This window comes from Kosakonia sp. S42 (assembly GCF_016624785.1).
GTDB lineage: Bacteria > Pseudomonadota > Gammaproteobacteria > Enterobacterales > Enterobacteriaceae > Kosakonia > Kosakonia cowanii.
Genome location: NZ_JACVTW010000001.1, coordinates 259332 through 279361 on the forward strand (window position 1 = coordinate 259332; position 20030 = coordinate 279361).

At 57.4% G+C, this 20030-nt stretch carries 16 protein-coding genes; 11 read left to right on the forward strand and 5 right to left on the reverse strand.

The window, feature by feature from the left end:
* Positions 1–47: 47 nt before the first annotated feature.
* From IAE50_RS01130 to IAE50_RS01140, 3 genes are all read left to right on the forward strand, one after another.
* Positions 48–539 (forward strand): DUF1097 domain-containing protein, encoded by a 492-nt coding sequence (locus IAE50_RS01130; RefSeq protein WP_225975764.1) that lies wholly within the window; start codon positions 48–50, stop codon positions 537–539.
* 127 nt (positions 540–666) lie between these two features.
* A complete protein-coding gene (gene ymdB / locus IAE50_RS01135) occupies positions 667–1209 on the forward strand; it encodes an O-acetyl-ADP-ribose deacetylase (RefSeq protein ID WP_023481602.1) in 543 nt (180 codons plus the stop codon).
* Positions 1142–2635: a phospholipase D family protein gene (locus IAE50_RS01140; RefSeq protein WP_370569044.1), complete on the forward strand. Its 1494-nt coding sequence runs from the start codon at positions 1142–1144 to the stop codon at positions 2633–2635. Before ymdB ends, IAE50_RS01140 begins: the two co-directional genes overlap by 68 nt.
* Before the next feature lie 20 nt (positions 2636–2655).
* On the opposite strand, the gene mdoC is transcribed toward IAE50_RS01140, so the two are convergent.
* Positions 2656–3804 (reverse strand): glucans biosynthesis protein MdoC, encoded by a 1149-nt coding sequence (gene mdoC / locus IAE50_RS01145; protein ID WP_094420255.1) that lies wholly within the window; start codon positions 3802–3804, stop codon positions 2656–2658.
* Positions 3805–4079: 275 nt separating this feature from the next.
* Between mdoC and mdoG the strand changes: the two genes are divergently transcribed.
* The 3 genes from mdoG (at position 4080) to IAE50_RS01160 (ending at position 8431) form a co-directional block, all read left to right on the forward strand.
* Positions 4080–5615, forward strand: coding sequence for a glucans biosynthesis protein MdoG (gene mdoG / locus IAE50_RS01150; RefSeq protein WP_094420254.1), 1536 nt, complete (start codon positions 4080–4082; stop codon positions 5613–5615).
* A complete protein-coding gene (gene mdoH / locus IAE50_RS01155) occupies positions 5608–8136 on the forward strand; it encodes a glucans biosynthesis glucosyltransferase MdoH (RefSeq protein WP_076769671.1) in 2529 nt (842 codons plus the stop codon). The genes mdoG and mdoH overlap by 8 nt, the downstream gene beginning before the upstream one ends.
* A 76-nt stretch (positions 8137–8212) precedes the next feature.
* Positions 8213–8431, forward strand: coding sequence for a YceK/YidQ family lipoprotein (locus IAE50_RS01160; protein WP_233631695.1), 219 nt, complete (start codon positions 8213–8215; stop codon positions 8429–8431).
* Here IAE50_RS01160 and IAE50_RS01165 read toward each other — a convergent pair whose 3' ends face one another.
* The 3 genes from IAE50_RS01165 to IAE50_RS01175 form a co-directional block, all read right to left on the reverse strand.
* The gene (locus tag IAE50_RS01165) at positions 8432–8806 is read right to left on the reverse strand and encodes a MysB family protein (protein WP_094193033.1); all 375 of its coding nucleotides are present in this window, start codon (positions 8804–8806) and stop codon (positions 8432–8434) included.
* Positions 8807–8885: 79 nt separating this feature from the next.
* Positions 8886–10637 carry an enoyl-CoA hydratase-related protein gene (locus tag IAE50_RS01170; protein WP_200579341.1) on the reverse strand — a complete coding sequence of 584 codons (1752 nt, stop codon included), beginning with the start codon at positions 10635–10637 and terminating at the stop codon, positions 8886–8888.
* Positions 10638–10828: 191 nt separating this feature from the next.
* Positions 10829–12553: an amidohydrolase gene (locus tag IAE50_RS01175; RefSeq protein ID WP_309228080.1), complete on the reverse strand. Its 1725-nt coding sequence runs from the start codon at positions 12551–12553 to the stop codon at positions 10829–10831.
* Positions 12554–13082: 529 nt separating this feature from the next.
* Here IAE50_RS01175 and IAE50_RS01180 point away from each other — a divergent pair.
* The 5 genes from IAE50_RS01180 to IAE50_RS01200 all read left to right on the forward strand — a co-directional run bounded on the left by IAE50_RS01180 (position 13083) and on the right by IAE50_RS01200 (position 19002).
* Positions 13083–13997, forward strand: coding sequence for a LysR family transcriptional regulator (locus tag IAE50_RS01180; protein WP_200579342.1), 915 nt, complete (start codon positions 13083–13085; stop codon positions 13995–13997).
* Positions 13998–14299: 302 nt separating this feature from the next.
* On the forward strand, positions 14300–14527 hold the full coding sequence (locus tag IAE50_RS01185) for a YtcA family lipoprotein (RefSeq protein WP_083699469.1): 228 nt from the start codon (positions 14300–14302) through the stop codon (positions 14525–14527).
* 12 nt (positions 14528–14539) lie between these two features.
* Positions 14540–15568: a multidrug transporter subunit MdtN gene (gene mdtN, locus IAE50_RS01190; RefSeq protein ID WP_200579343.1), complete on the forward strand. Its 1029-nt coding sequence runs from the start codon at positions 14540–14542 to the stop codon at positions 15566–15568.
* Between the two features lie 8 nt (positions 15569–15576).
* Positions 15577–17517, forward strand: coding sequence for an FUSC family protein (locus IAE50_RS01195; protein ID WP_200579344.1), 1941 nt, complete (start codon positions 15577–15579; stop codon positions 17515–17517).
* A gap of 3 nt (positions 17518–17520) precedes the next feature.
* On the forward strand, positions 17521–19002 hold the full coding sequence (locus IAE50_RS01200) for an MdtP family multidrug efflux transporter outer membrane subunit (protein WP_200135518.1): 1482 nt from the start codon (positions 17521–17523) through the stop codon (positions 19000–19002).
* 42 nt (positions 19003–19044) lie between these two features.
* Here the strand turns inward: IAE50_RS01200 and IAE50_RS01205 are convergent, their stop codons facing one another.
* Positions 19045–19965 carry a Kdo(2)-lipid IV(A) acyltransferase gene (locus IAE50_RS01205; protein WP_023481328.1) on the reverse strand — a complete coding sequence of 307 codons (921 nt, stop codon included), beginning with the start codon at positions 19963–19965 and terminating at the stop codon, positions 19045–19047.
* Positions 19966–20030: the final 65 nt, after the last annotated feature.

Sequence of the window (20030 nt, forward strand, 5' to 3'; positions counted from 1 at the left end):
AAATTTATGTGGTGAATGTCACTTTGCAGCGGCGCGAATCTGCTATGATGCGCGCCATGAACAGACTCTTCGCACTCGCATTGACGACAGGTATCCTCTCCGGGCTCTGGGGCTGGGTTGCCGTCGCTTCAGGACTTTTAAGCTGGGCCGGTTTTCTCGGCTGTACGGCCTATTTCGCCTGCCCGCAGGATGGGCTGAAGGGGCTGGCGATCTCTGCCTGCACGGTAATGAGTGGCGTTATCTGGGCGCTGGTGATTATGTACGGAAGCGCACTGGCTCCCCATCTTGAGATTGTGGGCTATCTGATGACCGGTATCGTGGCTTTTCTGATGTGTCTGCAGGCCAAAAACCTGCTGCTCTCTTTTGTTCCCGGCACCTTTATTGGCGCCTGCGCCACCTTTGCCGGGCAGGGCGACTGGAGAGTGGTAGTTCCTTCGCTGGCGGTAGGATTGCTGTTTGGCTATGCCATGAAAAACAGCGGTCTGTGGCTCGCTTCCCGGAGTCGTTCATCCCGCGCGGCGGCAGTGAAAAAAGCGTAATTAGCCGTTCGCTTTCCCTCTCTTCCTGACAATATTTCCTGCCGGCTCGCTTGCGGCGCCACCATTTCCGTTGCGCCAGTATACACTTAGTGCATGATCTCGGTTTTGCACCGACAAGGGAGCCATAATGGAATCACGTATGCAGGTTATTCAGGGGGATATTACAACCCTTGAGGTGGATGTTATTGTCAACGCCGCCAACGCGTCTTTACTCGGCGGCGGCGGGGTTGATGGCGCGATTCATCGCGCAGCCGGTCCGGCGCTGCTTGAGGCGTGCAAACAGGTTCGCCAGCAGCAGGGCGAGTGTCCGCCGGGCCATGCGGTGATCACCGCCGCCGGCAATCTTAACGCCAAAGCGGTGATCCATGCGGTCGGTCCGGTCTGGCGCGGCGGAAATGATAACGAAGCCCATCTGCTTGAAGATGCCTATCGCAACAGCCTGAAGCTGGCGGATGCGAATGGCTACGCCTCTATTGCTTTTCCTGCTATCAGCACCGGCGTGTACGGTTACCCGAAAGCGGCTGCGGCGGAGATCGCCATCAACACCGTTTCGGATTATCTAACCCGCTATTCTCTGTTACGGCAGATATACTTTGTCTGCTATGACGATGAAACTCTGCGACTCTATCAACGCCTACTCACCCAACACGGTGCCGACCCTGCACGCTGATTCCCGGCTTGGGCGCGCCGTTGCACCCGTTTGTGAGGCGCACCCCGGTCTTTGCGGTCTGCATATTCTCGATGACAGTATGGACGCCTTTGTCGCCCGCTACCGGTTAGCGGAGCTGGCGGAGCGCACGCTCGATGTGCAGTACTACATCTGGGAAGATGACACCTCCGGCCGCTTGTTGATGCTGGCACTGCTTGCCGCCGCCGATCGCGGCGTGAAGGTGCGTCTGCTGCTGGATGATAACAACACCCTCGGCATGGATGGCGTGCTGCGCCAGCTTGATAACCACCCCAATATTGAGGTGCGGCTATTTAACCCTTTCTCCTTTCGCTCCCTGCGTGCGCTCGGCTATTTAACGGATTTCGCGCGCCTTAACCGGCGGATGCACAATAAAAGTTTCACCGTTGATGGCGTGGTGACGCTGGTAGGTGGCCGCAATATTGGCGATGCCTATTTTGGCATTGGCGAAGAGCCGCTGTTTACCGATCTCGACGTAATGGCGATCGGCCCGGTGGTGAAAGAGGTGGAGCGGGATTTCTTGCGCTACTGGAACTCGGCCTCGGTCTCATCACTGCGCAGCGTACTCTCGCTGTCGCCGGAGGAGATTGCCGAACGCATTCGTCTGCCGGAGAGCTGGCGGGAAGATATCACCGCCGTGCGCTACCAGGAGAGGCTCGCTTCTACGCATTTCGCCGCGCACCTTGAAAACGGCACGCTGCCGCTGATGTGGGCAAAAACGCGTCTGCTGAGCGATGACCCGCGTAAAGGGGAGGGCAAAGCGCGCGAGCACACGTTATTGCCGCAGCGACTGCTGAATGTGATGGGTAAACCGGATCGGCAGATTGACATCATCTCGGCCTATTTTGTGCCAGGCCGCGCGGGCGTTGCCCTGCTGCTACAGCTGGCGCGTAAAGGGGTGAAGATCGCCATTCTGACCAACTCCCTTGCCGCCAACGATGTCACGGTGGTGCACGCAGGTTATGCGCGCTGGCGCAAAAAGCTGCTGCGCCACGGGATTGAGCTTTATGAGCTAAAGCCGACGCGCGGGGAAGCGCCCATTCACCCGGTGCATGACCGTGGTTTAACCGGTAACTCCGGCTCCAGCCTGCATGCGAAAACCTTCAGTATTGACGGTGAAAAGGTCTTTATCGGCTCGTTTAACTTCGACCCGCGATCCGCGGTGCTGAATACTGAGATGGGCTTTGTCATTGATAGTGAAACGCTGGCAAAGCAGATCCACCACCGTTTTCTGCGCAGCCAGAAAGATATCACCTGGCAACTACGCCTTGACCGCTTTGGTCGTATCAACTGGATTGAACAGCAGGATGGCGAGGAGATTGTGCTGAAAAAGGAGCCGCAAACCCGTTTGTGGCAGCGCATTCTGGTGCGCATGGTCTACTGGCTGCCGGTGGAGTGGCTGCTCTGAGATCAGAGCAGCCATGTGGCTTACCCGGCCTGCACCGGTGATTTCGCGGTCTTCTCCTGCGGCTTGCCGGAGAAGAGGAAGCGCAGCAGTGGGATGCGCAGGTGGATCTCATACAGCACGATGGCAATGCCGATCACAAATACCAGCCCGGTGAAAAAGCCCACCACGTTCGACTGAATATGCGGCGTAATCCATGCGCCGAACAGCAGCGTCAGCGGGTGATGCACCAGGTAGATAAAGAGCGAGGCGTTAACAAAGTAGCTGACGCGGGCAGACTGGAAATTGAGCAGCCGGTGACCAAGCGAGAAGACCACATTCACCATCCAGAAGCCCATCAGCATGGTAATCACCGCTTCTGTTTCATACATCCACCCCTCACCGCTGCCGTAGCGCTGATTGAGCAGGTAGGCGACAAAGGCCAGCGCCGACCCCACCATGCACCAGGGCGATGGCGTAACAAACAGGCTTTTCAGACGCGGGCTGATAAAGGTCAGGGCGCCAAGTAGGAAGAAGGGGATATAAAACAGCGTCTGCATCACGGTGAAATTAAACAGCGCGTCGCGCAATATTTCCGGATAGAAGAGGAAAACGCCGCGACGAAATGCCGCCCAGGCGATACCCAATAGCAGAAACCAGACAGAAAGCTTGCCGAGAGAAATGTCGTTAAGCAGGCGATCGGCGTTGTTTCTGATAGCGCGGAATAACCACAAGCTGATCGTCGTTAATATAACGAGCACCAGCAGGAACCATAAATGGGAGATCAATTCCCATGACAGCGTATTGAATTTGTCATAAGTCGACAGGGTGTGCCAGTTAGCGGTGTTCTCCTTAACATGTTGCAACATAATAAATTGCGGCAACGTCAGCAGTGGAATAGCCGTCAACATGGGAATGCCTACGCGTTCAACACGCACTTTCCACCAGCGTTTAAGCGGGTAGCGCAGGTAGAGCATATAGGAGAAGTAACCCGAAATGACGAAAAAGACCTGCATGCGAAAGGCGTGAATGAAGTCGTTAAACAGCGTCAGCCACCACGACGGATAGGTGCTGTTGACATGCCACATATGGCTCGAGTAAATGAGGGAAATGTGGAACGGGATCCCAAGCAGCATTAACCACGCGCGGATGGAATCAAGGAAATATTCACGTTGTGCGGGGGATTTAGACATATATCTCCGTGCATTCTCAGACTTTTCGTCTTATCCATAAGACAAATAATGATTACATTCCAAACCAACCCTACACTATGTCAGATAACCTGTCTCCAGGATAAGACTGCAAAAGGAAATGGGGGGCCGGATGCATTTGTTTAATCAATGAACGGTACCTGAGAACAAAGCAGGGATTCGGTTGTCGGATTGCCAGAGTTTCCATTAAAATGGATCGGATCGATTTAAGCACACAAAGGGGGAAGTGCTTAGTTATTATGAAACCTAAATTACGAATGATGAAAATGCATTGGGTAGGGGCAGCAGTACTGTTGTCACTTTATACGTCATCAGGCTGGGCCTTTTCTATCGACGATGTCGCAAAACAGGCGCAATCCCTGGCTGGCAAGAGCTATGAAGCACCCAAAAGCAATCTGCCCTCGCTGTTCCGCGACATGAAGTATGCGGACTATCAACAAATTCAGTTCAACCATGATAAAGCTTACTGGAACAAGACCAACACACCGTTCAAGCTTGAGTTCTATCATCAGGGGATGTACTTCGACACGCCGGTAACCATCAACGAAGTGACCGCGACCGCCGTGCATCAGATTAAGTACAGCCCGGATTACTTCAACTTCGGCAACATTCAGCACGACAAAGATACCGTTAAGGATCTCGGCTTTGCCGGTTTCAAAGTGCTTTACCCCATCAATAGCAAAGATAAAAACGACGAAATCGTCAGCATGCTGGGCGCGAGCTACTTCCGCGTGATTGGCGCGGGCCAGGTCTATGGTCTCTCCGCGCGCGGGCTGGCGATCGATACGGCGCTCCCTTCCGGCGAAGAGTTCCCGCGCTTTAAGGAGTTCTGGATTGAGCGTCCGAAACCGACCGACAAGCGTCTGACCATCTATGCGCTGCTCGACTCCCCGCGTGCTACCGGCGCCTACCGTTTTGTCATTATTCCGGGCCGCGACAGCGTGGTTGATGTCCAGTCTAAAGTCTATCTGCGTGACAAAGTGGGCAAACTGGGCGTTGCGCCGCTGACCAGTATGTTCCTGTTCGGGCCGTCTCAGCCCTCGCCGGCAATCAACTACCGTCCTGAGCTGCATGACTCCAACGGTCTGTCGATGCTGGCCGGCAACGGCGAGTGGATCTGGCGTCCGCTGAACAACCCGAAACACCTGGCCGTCAGCAGCTATGCGATGGAAAACCCGCAGGGTTTCGGTCTGCTGCAGCGTGGCCGTGAGTTCTCCCGTTTCGAAGATATCGATGACCGCTACGACCAGCGCCCGAGCGCGTGGGTCACGCCGAAAGGCGAGTGGGGCAAAGGGAAAGTCGAGCTGGTGGAAATCCCGACCAACGACGAAACCAACGACAACATCGTTGCCTACTGGACACCGGATCAGCTGCCGGAGCCGGGCAAAGAGATGAACTTCAAGTACACCATCACCTTTAGCCGTGACGAAGATAAACTGCATGCGCCGGATAATGCCTGGGTTAAGCAGACTCGTCGTTCAACGGGTGATGTGAAGCAGTCCAACCTTATCCGCCAGCCGGACGGTACCATCGCGTTCGTGATCGACTTTACCGGCCAGGATATGAAAAAACTGCCGCAGGATACGCCGGTAACGGCGCAGGCGAGCATTGGCGATAACGGTGAGATCGTTGAAAACGCCGTTCGCTATAATCCAGTGACCCAAGGTTGGCGTTTGACGCTGCGCGTGAAGGTCAAAGATCCGAAGAAAACCACGGATATGCGCGCGGCGCTGGTCAACGCCGATCAGCCCCTGAGTGAAACCTGGAGCTATCAGCTACCTGCCAATGAATAAGATAACTGAGTATATCGACGCGCTGCCGCTCCCCGAGGAGCGAAAAGCAGCGCTGCCGACGGATTCGATTCGCGGCGTGCATGAAGCGCTGGACGCGGAGCACACGGACTGGAAGCGTGAAGATGACACGCCGCTGGGATCGGTGACCGCGCGGCTGGAAAACAGCTGGCCGGATTCGCTGGCGCAAGGGCAACTGGCGAAGGACGACGAGGGACGCGCGCAGCTGCAGGCGATGCCGAAAGCCAAACGCTCCTCGATGTTCCCGGATCCCTGGCGCACCAACCCCCTGGGGCGCTTCTGGGATCGCCTGCGCGGTCGTGAGGTTCTGCCGCGCTATATGTCGCGTCTGACCAAAGAGGAGCAGGTTCGCGAGGAGAAGTGGCGTACCGTTGGCTCTATCCGTCGCTATATCCTGCTCGTGCTGACGATTGCGCAGACGGTGGTTGCGACCTGGTACATGAAAACCATCCTGCCTTATCAGGGCTGGGCGCTGATCAACCCTGCCGATATGGCAGGCCAGGATCTGTGGGTCTCCTTTATGCAACTGCTGCCTTATGTGCTGCAGACCGGGATCCTGATCCTCTTCGCCGTCCTCTTCTGCTGGGTCTCCGCCGGCTTCTGGACGGCGTTGATGGGCTTCCTGCAACTGCTGATTGGGCGCGATAAATACAGTATTTCCGCCTCGACGGTAGGCGATGAACCGCTCAACCCGGAACATCGCACGGCGCTGATCATGCCTATCTGTAACGAAGACGTTGATCGCGTCTTCGCGGGCCTGCGCGCCACCTGGGAGTCGGTGAAAGCCACCGGGCAGCAGAAGCACTTCGACGTCTATATCCTGAGCGATAGCTACAATCCGGATATCTGCGTCGCGGAGCAAAAAGCCTGGATGGAGCTGATTGCCGAAGTGCAGGGCGAAGGGCAGATCTTCTACCGCCGTCGCCGCCGTCGCGTGAAACGTAAGAGCGGCAACATCGATGACTTCTGCCGTCGCTGGGGCAGCCAGTACAGCTACATGGTGGTGCTGGATGCGGACTCGGTGATGACCGGTGACTGCCTGACCGGGCTGGTGCGCCTGATGGAAGCCAACCCGAACGCCGGTATTATCCAGTCTTCGCCGCGCGCGTCCGGTATGGACACGCTCTATGCGCGCTGCCAGCAGTTTGCTACCCGCGTCTATGGCCCGCTCTTTACCGCCGGTCTGCACTTCTGGCAGTTGGGGGAGTCCCACTACTGGGGCCACAACGCGATTATCCGCGTGCAGCCGTTTATCGAGCACTGTGCGCTGGCACCGCTGCCGGGCGAAGGCTCGTTTGCAGGCTCCATCCTCTCCCACGACTTTGTGGAAGCTGCGCTGATGCGCCGCGCCGGTTGGGGTGTGTGGATTGCTTACGATCTGCCTGGTTCTTATGAAGAGCTGCCGCCGAACCTGCTTGATGAGCTGAAACGCGACCGCCGCTGGTGTCACGGCAACCTGATGAACTTCCGTCTGTTCCTCGTGAAAGGAATGCATCCGGTTCACCGCGCGGTGTTCCTGACCGGCGTGATGTCCTATCTCTCGGCACCGCTGTGGTTTATGTTCCTCGCGCTCTCAACGGCGCTACAGGTGGTGCATGCGCTGACCGAGCCGCAGTACTTCCTGCAGCCGCGCCAGCTCTTCCCGGTCTGGCCGCAGTGGCGTCCGGAACTGGCTATCGCGCTGTTTGCCTCGACCATGGTGCTGCTCTTCCTGCCGAAGCTGCTGAGTATCATCCTTGTCTGGTGCAAAGGGCCGAAAGAGTACGGTGGTTTCTTCCGCGTCACGCTGTCGCTGCTGCTGGAAGTGCTCTTCTCCGTGCTGCTGGCGCCGGTACGTATGCTGTTCCACACGGTGTTCGTGGTCAGTGCGTTCCTCGGCTGGGAAGTGGTATGGAACTCGCCGCAGCGTGATGATGACTCCACCCCGTGGGGTGAAGCCTTTATGCGTCACGGCTCGCAGCTGCTGCTGGGCCTGGTGTGGGCAGTAGGGATGGCGTGGCTGGATCTGCGCTTCCTCTTCTGGCTGGCACCGATCGTCTTCTCGCTGATCCTCTCGCCGTTCGTGTCGGTGATCTCGAGCCGCTCAACGGTCGGTCTGCGCACCAAACGCTGGAAACTGTTCCTGATCCCGGAAGAGTACTCTCCGCCGCAGGTGCTGGTTGATACCGACCGCTATCTGGAGCTGAACCGCTCACGCTCGCTGGAAGATGGGTTTATGCACGCCGTGTTTAACCCCTCCTTCAACGCGCTGGCGACAGCGATGGCGACCGCGCGTCACCGTGCCAGTAACGTGCTGGAGATTGCCCGCGACCGTCACGTTGAGCAGGCGCTGAATGAAACGCCTGAGAAGCTCAACCGCGATCGTCGTCTGGTGCTGTTAAGCGACCCGGTTACGCTCTCACGCCTGCACTATCGCGTCTGGGAATCACCAGAGCGCTATTTGTCCTGGGTGAAGCACTACGAAACGTTGTCGCTTAATCCACTGGCGCTGAAGGCGAAATAAGCCATCATTAAGAAAATACCGGCATTAGCCGGTATTTTTTTATCTGCATAATCAGAAGGGGAACGCGGTGAGAGTGATGCTGGTGGTACTCATGGTGTGCGTGTTAAGCGGCTGCGGCAGTATTGTCAGCCGGACGATCCCAGGCCAGGGCCACGGGAATCAGTACTACCCCGGCGTGCAGTGGGACGTACGTGACTCCTCATGGCGTTTCCTGACCGTGCTGGATCTGCCGCTCTCGCTGGTGTTCGACACCCTGCTACTGCCGATAGACGCCCAGCACGGCCCCTACGAGTAATTAACGCTCATCCCACTCATCTGCCGCAGCCTGACCCTCTTCGGTATCCAGCGGCGGTTCGAGCTGGAATTCGCCCTCATCCCACTCGTGCAGGGTGTTCTCTTCCAGCCACTCCTGACGGATCTCGATCTCGTCAAAGTCGCCATCAAAGACGCTCTGTGCTGCTTCGCCGCTGTACATCGGCAGGCACTCGCCCGGTTGCTCTTCGTCGGCAAAAAATTCTGCCTGCCAGACGATATCGCCATCCTGCAGCACATACTTCTGGACATTGAACTGTTGCACATTGAGGTCATCTTCATCGACGTCGGGGTTGTTAGCGATAAACGCTTCGCGCGCCGCGTCAATGGCTTCGGCCAGAGTTGTGTAATAGTTCAGTTCAGAATCAGCCATGTAAAACGCTCCTTGATAACGATAGTAGACATGCAGAAATCTATAGTCGCTGGTGATGCCAGCGTCAAACTTCCTCGTCACTTTTATCGCAGCGCAAACTCGCCAGGCTCGCTGCCACGGCGGCGTTATGGCGCTGCAAATGTTCCGGTGTTTTACAGGGCGGCTGCTTCATCACAAACGCGGTACGGCGAGAGGAGAAGTGGAGATCGTCGGCAAAAAAGTTGCCTCTCATCCTGCTAAGCTCCTCCCGGCGATACGCATCCAGGGGACGCCCACGGCGCATCGCCTCCTGCGCCTGCGCTTTTGCCTTGAGCGAATCGGGCAGGGCGGCAGGCGCAATCATCGCGCTGGCATGGCTTACCACCGTCTCAAGAAACGCCTCGCGCGGGATATCAAGCACCGAGTCGACAAGGCCAAGCGCCGCCGCCTGCCTGGCGCTAATCGGCAGGCAATTCTCACTCAGCGCTACCGCCGCTTCAGCCTCTGCGCGCCAGGGTAGGGTTAAGGTCCAGAACTCCGACCCGTGCAGCCCCATGGTTTTGTAATGCGGATTAATCACCACGCCCGCCCGCATAAAGACCCGATCGGCCGCCAGCATCAGCATTGCACCGCCCGCGCCGGCATTAGCATTGACCGCGCTTATTACCAGCTTGTCGCGACAGGTGAGGATCGCTTCGGCAAAGTCATCGATCGCGTTGATCGATGCCCACCCCTCTTCAGCAGGGTTATCCGCCACATGAATGGAGTTAAGCTCAATGCCGTTTGACCAGAAATCATCTCCCCCGGCCAGCACGATGGCATCCACGCTGCTATCTCCGGCAGCGCGCACAAAGAGCGTGGTGAGGATCTGCGAGTCATGGACGGTAAACGCGCCGTTGAGCAGCGGGAAGTGAAGAATGGCGACACGCCCGCGCGTCTCAAGCCAGGGCTTGTTGGGGTGCTGCGCATCGAGTACCGGCAGCGAAGCGCACGCTGCGAGTTCGTCCCGCAGCGCTACAGCGGCGGGAAGTTTGACCTGCGCACAGGCGTGCTTGTCACTGCGGCGCAGGTGACCGATCCACAGCGCGCCATCGAGGGTGGCCACACAGAGCGCATCGCCGTCGCGGGCGAAAATCTCCCCGACGTGCCCACGTCGGCTGGCGACAGTAGCCTCAGCCTGCCAGGCGTTGAACACCCGCACCGGCACGCCTGCTAACTGCGTCGGCGCACCGGGCAGGCTGTCGCTGGCGCGGATTTTACGCAGCAGCAGGTCGGTGGGATCGCGCTGCCAGTCAAGGGTGCGCGCGCTTAACGGCAGTGCGGCTCTCTCACGGCCGCGCGTGGTGGCGCGGTCATAATCAAGGGGATCGCCATGCTGCTGGCCTTGCTGTAACTTCGCGATCAGCTCCCACAAACAGGCAACGGCAGCATCGGTAACCAGGTGGCGGTAAATACGGCTTTTCGCCATCGGCGGCAGGGGGAAGGTACGCGTCGCCCAGATGTCGCCCGCATCCATCACCGCGTTGGCTTCCAGCAGGGTTACACCCCATTCGAGCCACCCTTCAAGGATCGCCCAGTCAAGGGAGCTGGGGCCGCGGTCGCCAACAATACCCGGGTGCAGAATAAAGCATCGGAAGCGTTGCCAGACGCAGTCAGGGATAGCCCGTTTCAGAAACGGTGCGACGATAATGTCTGGCGGGTTCGCCGCAAGCCGCTGTTCAAGCGCGTCATCGCCGGTAAACACCTCAACGGTGACCTGATGACCGGCATCGGTGAGTTCGACAAAAAAACGTTGTGACAGGCCATTAAAGGCGCTGCAAAGCAGAAAAATATGCATGACTTTCCATCCTGGAAAAGGTATTCCGGTAGGGGATTACTCACCCACTATTTTTTTTCAGGCCTCGGGATAAAACAAGCAGAGCGGCGGTGATGCTGCCAGGCAACTTCTCACCCTGGCGTGAAAACTCTGAATCTGGCCTGTCGCATTCAGCTTCACATGCGGAGCAGGCTCCGCATGTGAAGAGAGAATTACGATTTCTTCTCTGTGCTATCGTAGACCTTCTCGCCGGCAAACCAGGTCTCGGCAATTTTCCAGTTACGGATATCCTGCGGCACCGGATCCTTGATTTTGCCGTCAACAATGGCGAAATCAGCCCACTTGCCGACGGTAATCGAGCCAATCTCTTTATCCCAGCCGCTGATTTTGGCCGGTGCCATGGTGTAGGCGTAGAGCGCTTCGTCGAAGGTGAGGGCGTTTTCGCCATACCACACTTTGCCCTCTTTCAGGCGTAACACGGCATCACCCAGTTGTGTCATTGGATTCTCTTTTGCCGTCGGCCAGTCGCTACCGAATACCAGGTTGCCGCCCGCCGTCAACAGCGATTGCCAGGCGTAACCGCGCTTCAGGCGCTCATTCCCCAGACGTGTCTCAAGGTAGTTAGGCGCAATGGCGTGATCGGGCTGCATCGACGGCACAATGCCGTTCTGCGCAAACTTGTCGATATTGGCGTACTTCGTCAGCTCAATATGTTCGATACGGTTAATTTTATCCTTGCCCTGCGGGCTGTTGCGAAACGCCTCCAGCGCCATGGTCACGGCATTATCGCCGATGGCATGAACGGCAACCGGGAAGCCATACTGATGAGATCGCTGCACCATCTCGTTCATCTTCTCCTGGGTATAGAGCGGGGTGCCGAAGTAGTGATCGTGGCGATCGGAGTAGTGCTCATGCAGAGCGGCGGTGTGGTTCATCAGGGTGCCGTCCATAAAATATTTATGGTAGCCATAGCGGAACTGCGGCCCTTTACCGATCGCTTTCTCTTTATCGGCGGCAAAAGCATTCATCTCTTTCTGCTTATCGGCCTGCGCTTTCCACGCCTCTTCACCACTGTTCTTTTCACTGGTATCAACCATATAGCCGAACCAGATGCGCATCGGGAAGCCACCTTTTTTCAGCATATCGGTGTAGATGTCTCCCGAGTTGGTCCACATATCATGGGCACCGGTGACGCCGAGGCTGTTGAAATGCGCCATCACTTTGCGCAAGCCCTCGCTTTTATCCCCCTGCGCGGCAATCACTTTTGGCGAGCGGTTGTAGATATCCAGGGCGTTCTCCAGCAGGATACCGGTCGCTTTGCCATTTTTATCCCGCTGAATGGTTCCGCCGACCGGATCGGGCGTCTTATCGGTGATCTCCAGCTCTTCCAGCGCTTTGCTGTTCAGCCACATGGTGTGGTAATCGACATCCACCAGTGCGACCGGGTTATCAGGCGCGACTTTGTCGAGTTCGGCTGCCGTGGGTAGCGTTTTCTCTGCGGTTAAGGTGGCGTCCCAGCGTCCGCCGAAAATCCAGCTACCTTTCGGCTGGGCATCCACTTTTTCCTTGATCATCTTCAGCCACGTCTGTTTGCTGCTGACGCCAAACAGGTCGACCCCATTGATGAGATCGATCCCGGCAATCAGGTGCGTGTGGGCATCAATCAGCCCCGGGATCACCGTTTTACCCTTAGCGTCGATCATTTTCGTCTTATCGCTTTGCAGCAGCTTGATATAGTGCGGGCTGCCTACCGCGATAAATTTGCCATCTTTAATCGCCAGCGCCTGCGCGCGCGGTTTGGCGGCATCGGAGGTGCGGATATCGGCATTCATAATAATGATATCGGCAGGGGTTGGTCGGTCATTGGGATCGTTAGGTACATCCTTTGCCGCTGTAGCGTTAAGAGAGGTGCTAATTAATGCCGATAACAGACTCACTTTGATAATTTTCTGTAGTGTACCCGTAGGTTTAAATAAACCCATATTGCGTTCTCCATTTAAAAGGCGGGAATAATAACGTTCGTCGCGATAATAAGCACAAGTGAATAGCGATACAAATGCGCTACCCAGAAAATAACCGCAATAATCGGGTGCTGTGGCAATAATAAAACGTTCTTCCCGGCAAAATGTTCTGTTTATGCAACAGGTGACATTTATTTAAAGATAAATCATGAACGCTTGCTTAAAGTGTTATTTGTTTACTTATAAGTAAAAGCTTAAGCGATGCGGTTTATTGACAATTAATAACGTCATTTGACGCTATTTAGTTATTTGCTTTTCATTTTGTAATTATCTTTATTGGCATGTTAATAGCGCCTTATTAACTCTCTGCAAGAGCGGGTTAAAAGTGACCCACATCAATGTGTTGTAATAAGAAAGCCCTTAAACCTGTTCCTGCGGAATGAGCAGCGGATGCCCTGGCGTCAGGCTCATCACAATAATGGGAAGAGGTAAGGACGCAAACAGCATGAAAAAAAGCGATCTGATTATTGAAAATAAAGCGCTCTGCGCATTTGTCGCCGCCGCAGAAACAGGAAGTTTTCTGCAGGCGGGGCAACGAATGAATCGCTCGAAATCAACAATTAGCCGCTGGATAAAAGAGCTGGAAGATATTCTCGGCTACCCCTTATTTCACACCCGTGGTAATGGGTCGGTGGTCAAAATTAACAGCAACGGCAAGCGACTGTTGCCAAAAGCACAATCAATGGTAAACAGCTGGCAGCGGCTCGAGGCCTTCTCCTTATCATTACAAACACGCCGCGAACCGGAAATCGTCAGGCTGGCCTTTAATGAACTGATCCCGCAAGAGGTGGTGGCCGATATTTTGCTCGCCGTGAAGGCGGCCTATCCGCAGATGCTGCTGCACGTTATCCATACGGACTTATATGACACCGAGGCGAGCTTACGCGCTAAGCGCGTCGACTATGTGCTGGGGCTGCATTTGCCGGTCATGCCCTGCGGGCTGCAGGGCTGCGTGGTGGGCGATCTGCAAACCATACTTATTGCCCATCCTCAGCACTGGCTGGCGCAGCAGCGCCACATCGATGCCTTTCAACTGGATGGTGAGACGCTTATCTATCCCGCCTTTCCGGATGAAAATAATGACCATCGCTATCCGCTGCACGCCCCGGCGGAAGCGATGCTGGTAACGGATTACACGTTGAGCGCGATGCTGGCGAAAAAGGGGCTTGGCATCGCCTGCGTGCCGGATCATATTGCGCGCCCGGAGCTGTTGGCGAAGCGAGCGGTCGCCCTTGATGTCAATAATGATGAATTTAATAACCTGCACTCGCTGATGTTATTCTGGCGCGAAAACGAGGATGACGCGGCGCTACGTTCGCTGATTGTTGGCAGCTTAAAAGAGTGGTTCGGTTATTGTTAAAGGTACCCGGCTTTATTCTGCCGCCAGGCAGACGATTCTGCGCGGGAGAACATTTTGCTTTTGAGATTTGCCTGAGGGTTATGCAAAAAAGCGGAAATGTAACGTCAGCGTTATATTTTCTGGCGCAGCGGTTTATAATCACCGCTTGCAAAGGTTACCCATAATCTGAGTCGGGTGTGCCACACGCGTCGTTAGCGAATTATTTATCTAAGGGATGGAGAAAAGGTGTCAGTGACGATGATTTCGCGCGCAGGAGCAAGGCTGTGAAAGGGATCGCAAAACGTCTGCGCGGGGCCGCGCTCATGCTCTGCTGCTTACTCTCCGGCTGCGGCTTACCGCCCGCTATCCCGATTCTGGGCGCGTCATTTCCCGCCTGGTTCTTCTGTTTTCTCGCCGCCGCGCTGCTGCTTATTCCGTGTCATCTGCTGATTGTGCGTAAAGGCTGGCAGGCGCGTTTTTCGCCGCTGGTTATAAGCTATCTGGCTCTGCTGTTTCTCTTTGCCGCGCTTTTCTGGTTCTTACTTTTTTAGATATGAAGGCCTATGACTGATTCCAGCTCAACGCTGTTACGGAGAAAGTGGCCGCTGCTGCTCATTGTGATTGGCGCTATCGTGGCGCTGATTGCGGTGATCTGGCATCTGCAGACTTCTCCGCAAACCAACGATGCCTATGTCTACACCGATACGATCGATGTCGTGCCGGAAGTGACGGGACGCATTGTCGAGATGCCTGTGCGCGACAACCAGCGCGTGAAAAAAGGCGATCTGCTGTTCCGCATCGATCCGCGACCTTACCAGGCGATGCTGGCGGATGCGAAATCGCGGCTGGCGGCGCTCGATGCGCAAATTACCCTGACCGGACGCACCATCAAAGCGCAGGAGTATAACGCGCAGTCTGTTGCCGCCGCGGTGGCGCGCTCGCAGGCGCTGGTCGATCAGACCCGCTCAACGCGCAGCCGGCTGGAACCGCTGGTGCCGCAAGGGTTCGCTTCGCAGGAGGAGCTGGATCAGGCGCGTACGGCGGAGAAAGCTGCCCGCTCTGAGCTGGCAGCGATCCAACTTCAGGCCAGCCAGGCAGCTTCAGCCGTGCTCGGCGTCGATGCGATGGTGGCCCAGCGGGAAGGGGCGCTGGCGCAGATTGCGCTGGCAGAGCTGCATCTGGAGTTTACCGAGGTGCGCGCGCCCTTTAACGGTGTGGTGGTAGCACTGAAAACCACGGTCGGCCAGTACGCTTCGGCGTTAAAACCGGTCTTCACGCTGATGGATGACGACCGCTGGTATGTGGTGGCCAATTTCCGCGAAACGGATCTACAGGGCATTCGCGCCGGGACACCAGCGGAGATCACCGTGATGACCGACCACAGCCAGCGCTTTAGCGGCCGCGTCGAGTCGGTCGGCTTTGGCGTGCTGCCAGAGGGCGGAACGGTGATTGGCGGTTTACCGATTGTGCCGAAAAGCATTAACTGGGTGCATGTCTCGCAGCGCTTCCCGGTAAAAATCGCCGTTGAACACCCCGATCCGGCGCTGTTCCGCATGGGCGCTTCCGCAAGCGTTACCCTTAAACCGCAGTGAGTATCGCGATGGAGCGCGCCTGGGGCTATCTGCAAAAAGAGCTGCGCGCCACGCCGGGGCGGGGCAACTACACCCTGCGTATGACCCTCAGCTGCGCGATCCTGATTGCGCTGTTTATGAGCCTGCAGATCCCCTTTCTGGCGATAGCCCTGATTGTCGTTTTTTATGTCAGCCAGCCCAACGTAGTGATGATTTCGCTGGTCAGCGTCGCCTTTATGCTGGTGGTGACGCTGGTACTGGGCGGCGTGCTGCTGATTATCAAGTGGACCTATGACTATCCGCTGGTGCGCCTTGTCGCCTCGGTGCTGCTCTTCTCGCTTGCCGTCTATCTGATGCGCATTATGGGCAAGCTGGGGCTGGCCTTTTTTGTCGTGGCGCTGGCGGTGATCTATGCGCAAACTTTCCCCTCCATGACCGGGCAGAGCGAGATCCTCGTGCGCCTGCTGCTGTGGCTGTGGGTGGCGATCAACAGCGCCATTGTGGTGACGCTGCTGGTCAATGCCTGTTTTGCGCAGGCGTTTCCTGGCTGGCAGTTCAAAAGCGCGCTCGCCGCGATGCTGCGCCAGACGGCGACCTGCCTGACGCAAACCGATGCTGACTCCCTCGAACAGACCCGCCCCACCTTTAGCGCCATTGCCCGCCAGGTTGCGCAACTGCACACGCTGTTTAAGCTGGCGCGGCTCTCCAGCACAGAAATTGCTGACAATTTGCAGAAGTGGCAGAGCGTGATGGCGTTTACCCTGCGCAGCTATCAACTGATTGCGCTCCTGCAACCCGGTGCGGACAATGCGGCGCGGCGGCCGCTTGCCGATGCGCTGTTTGCACTGGCGCAGCAGGTGGAGGAGGGCAACCTGCCGGCAGGACAAGAGAGTTGCGATCCCGTTGACAGTAAGCATGATGTGATTGTGCGCGAGATTGCCGAGCTGTTGGCCTCGCTTCAGCGCGGAGAAAGCGTTGCCTTGCCGCCAGGCGAGGGGGAGAAGATAGCCTTAATGCCGCCGGATGCCTGGCGCAACCCGGCCTATCTGCACTTCACTTTGAAAACCGTGCTGGCCACGCTGCTCTGCTACGTCTTCTATACCGCGACGGACTGGCAGGGCATCCACACCATTATGCTGAGCTGCGTGATTGTGGCGCAGCCGGGGCTTGGCGCGACGATGCAGAAGATCGCGCTGCGTATTGGCGGCGCGCTGCTGGCAACCCTGCTGGCGCTGCTGCTGATTCTCTTCATTCAACCGTGGACAGAGTCGCTGGTTGGCCTGCTGGGGATGGCGCTGCCGGTAATGGCGCTGGCCGCCTGGCTGGCGGGCGGTTCAGAGCGCATTGCTTATGCCGGAATCCAGCTGGGTTTTACCTTTGCGCTGGCCTTTTTAAGCTGGTTTGGCCCGCTCACCAACTTAACCGAGCTTCGCGACCGGGTGATCGGTATTCTGCTCGGCGTGCTGGTCTCGTCGCTGATCCACCTCTATTTATGGCCGGACAGCGAAGCGCCACAGCTCAAAGCCAGCCTCGCGCGCCTCTACCGGCGTATTGCCGGGCTGTTGCGGGCGAAAGATCGGGAATCCACGACACCAATGCTGTTTGCGAGCCTGACCGAGAGCGATGCGCTGCTTAACCGTGTTGCCGCCGAGCCGCTCAACACCTGGGCGCATCCTCATGCAGAAGCGAAAGCCTGGCCGCGCGGCGAGACCTTTGCCAGCGCGCAGGAGCTGGTGCGCCTGAGCGAAGGCTATCGCCTCTATGCCGCAGCGGACGATCCCTTTTTACCCCGCTGCGCAGAGTATGTTGAGGCCTACGCCGCGGCTATCGATCATGCGCAGCCGAAGCCGGATCTGAAGGCACTGCGCGCCGATGCAGCAAACCCCTATGGCCCGCCGCTGATGCAGGTGCTCTCCAGCCTGCCTGCGTGGCCATCTCCCTTTTCACTGAGTTCGCGACAGGCAGAGTAAGGTATGCGCGCAAAAATGATCTCTTCGCGTTTTCGCTGCGGCACGCTGGCCGCATTTGGCCTGCTGCTGTTATCGGGTTGTGCGCTGGTGCAGGACGATCCGGGGCAGGTGACCATCGTCAACCCGCAGAAGGCGCAACTGGCGCAGGCGATCCATCTGGCAAACAGCGGCTGGCCCGCGGCACGCTGGTGGGAAAACTATCACGATCGCCAGCTAACCATGCTGGTCAACCGCGCGTTGCAAAACTCGCCCACCATGCAGGCGGCGCGCCTGCGCGTCGGCCAGTCGCAGTCAACGGTGGCGCTGGCGCAGTCGGCAATGGGCGTGCAGGCTGGGGCCGTTGCCGCGCAAAACTACATGCGCGTGTCGGACAGGGATGCGAAAGCGACCTGGCCCTACGCCTATTCGCTGCCGGTTGATAAACAGGGCCCGTGGTACACGCTGAATACGGTGGGCGTGGGCGCGTCGCTCAATCTCGATCTCTGGGGTTCGGACCGCGCGCGCGTGGCAGCCGCGATTGGTGAGCAGAATGCGAGGCTTGCCGAGACGGCGGCGATTGAGCTGGATATCGCCAGCAGCGTTGCTCAGCTCTACTTTGCGATGCAGGCGACTTTCGCGCGCATCGCCCTGCTCAATGAGCAGCAAGAGATTGCCCGCTTCTCCGAGCAGGCGCATCAGCAGCGTGCGGCGCGCGGGCTGGAGGATAGTGTCGATCTCGCCGGTGCGCAGGCTGAACGGCTGGCGGCGCAGCAACAGCTGGTGGAAGCGAACGGCGCGTTAACCCGCTACCGCGAGACCCTGCGGGCGCTGATTGGCGCGGACGCGCAGAGCATGCCTGACATTCATCCGGTGGCGCTGCCGCAACTTCAACAAACGCTGCCCGCGTCGCTCTCCTTTGAACTGCTGGCGCGCCGCCCCGATCTACAGGCGCTGCGCGGGTATGTCACTGCCACCATGAGCCAGGTGGACTCAGCGAAGGCAGCGTTTTACCCGCACTTTGATATCAAAGCTTTCTGGGGTTACAACGCTTTTGATGTCGGCGATCTCTTCCGCTACTCCTTCCAGCAGCTCAATATTCTGCCTGCGCTCACTTTGCCGCTGTTTGACGGCGGGCGGTTAAATGCCCACCTGAAATCAGTCCGTACCGCCAGTAACATCCTGATCAAACAGTACAACCAGGCAGTGCTCGACGCGGTGCGCGACGTGGCGATCACCTCCAGCCAGCTTAACGATCTCAACCAGATGGTGGCGATGCAGCAGGAGAAAGTGCGCGCGGCGATGACGGCAACCAACAGCGCCGCGGCCCATTACCAGCGCGGACTGCTGAGCCGCTTCAGGGCGCAGGAGGCGCGTCGTTTAGCGCTGGCGCAACAGCTTCTGCTGCTCGATATGCAGGCGCAGCAGCTCAGCACCGATATCACGCTGATAAAAGCGCTGGGCGGCGGTTATCGTAACGAGAATGAAAAAGGTGAGGAGAAGCCGTAACAGAAGCGGCTCCGCCCGTGGTTCACAGGCGGAGCGGGGCGGTTAGTAGCGGGAAGGCACGCCCTGCGGGCGGGTTTTGAAGCGGCGATGCAGCCACATATATTGCTCAGGTGCCATCATAATGCAGCGCTCCACCACTTTGTTCATCCACGCGGCGGTGGTTTCGGCATCGTCCAGCGGCGGTGAGCACTCCGGCTCAAGCATAATCAGCTCATACCCTTTACCGCCGGGTTTGCGGCGCGGCACAAACGGCACCACGCAGGCCTGCGACATGCGCGCCAGCATCCAGGTGCCGGAGGTGGAGGCAGCCTGCTCGACGGCGAAAAAGGGGACAAAGACGCTGGCGCGCGGGCCGTAGTCATGATCCGGCGCGTACCACACCACTTCACCCGCTTTCAGTGCGCGGATCATCCCTTTCAGATCTTTACGATCAATCATGCTTTTATTGGAGCGCATGCGCCCCCAGGTTTGCAGCAGATCGATAACCGGGTTGTCATTCGGGCGGTAGACGCCGATGCCCGGCTCATTCAGACCAAACATCCGCGCGCCAATCTCCAGCGTCAGGAAGTGGACGCCAATCAGCAGAATACCGCGGCCCTGCGCCTGTACGTTACGCACATGTTCGAAATGGGAGACATCCATCCAGCGGCGCATGCGGCGATCGGACCAGAACCAGGCCATGCCGGTTTCAATCAGCCCCATGCCGACGGATTCAAAATTCTTCGCCACCATTTTCTGCCGCTCCTCCTCGCTCATCTGCGGGAAGCAGAGCGTCAGGTTGCGGTGCGCAATGTGCGCGCGGCGTTTCATCACGCGCTGTGCAAGGTGGCCGAGCGCGCAGCCTAAGCGGTAAAGGAGCGGATAGGGAAGTTGAACCACCAACCACAGCACGCCGATCCCGAACCAGGTTGCCCAGTAGCGGGGGTGCAGCAGCGATGCCGAAAATTTGGGTAAATGCGTCATGACTGTCCTGTGTATAGCTACAATGGCCTGTATTCTCGCACTTTTTTTGTAATTCGCAAAAACCA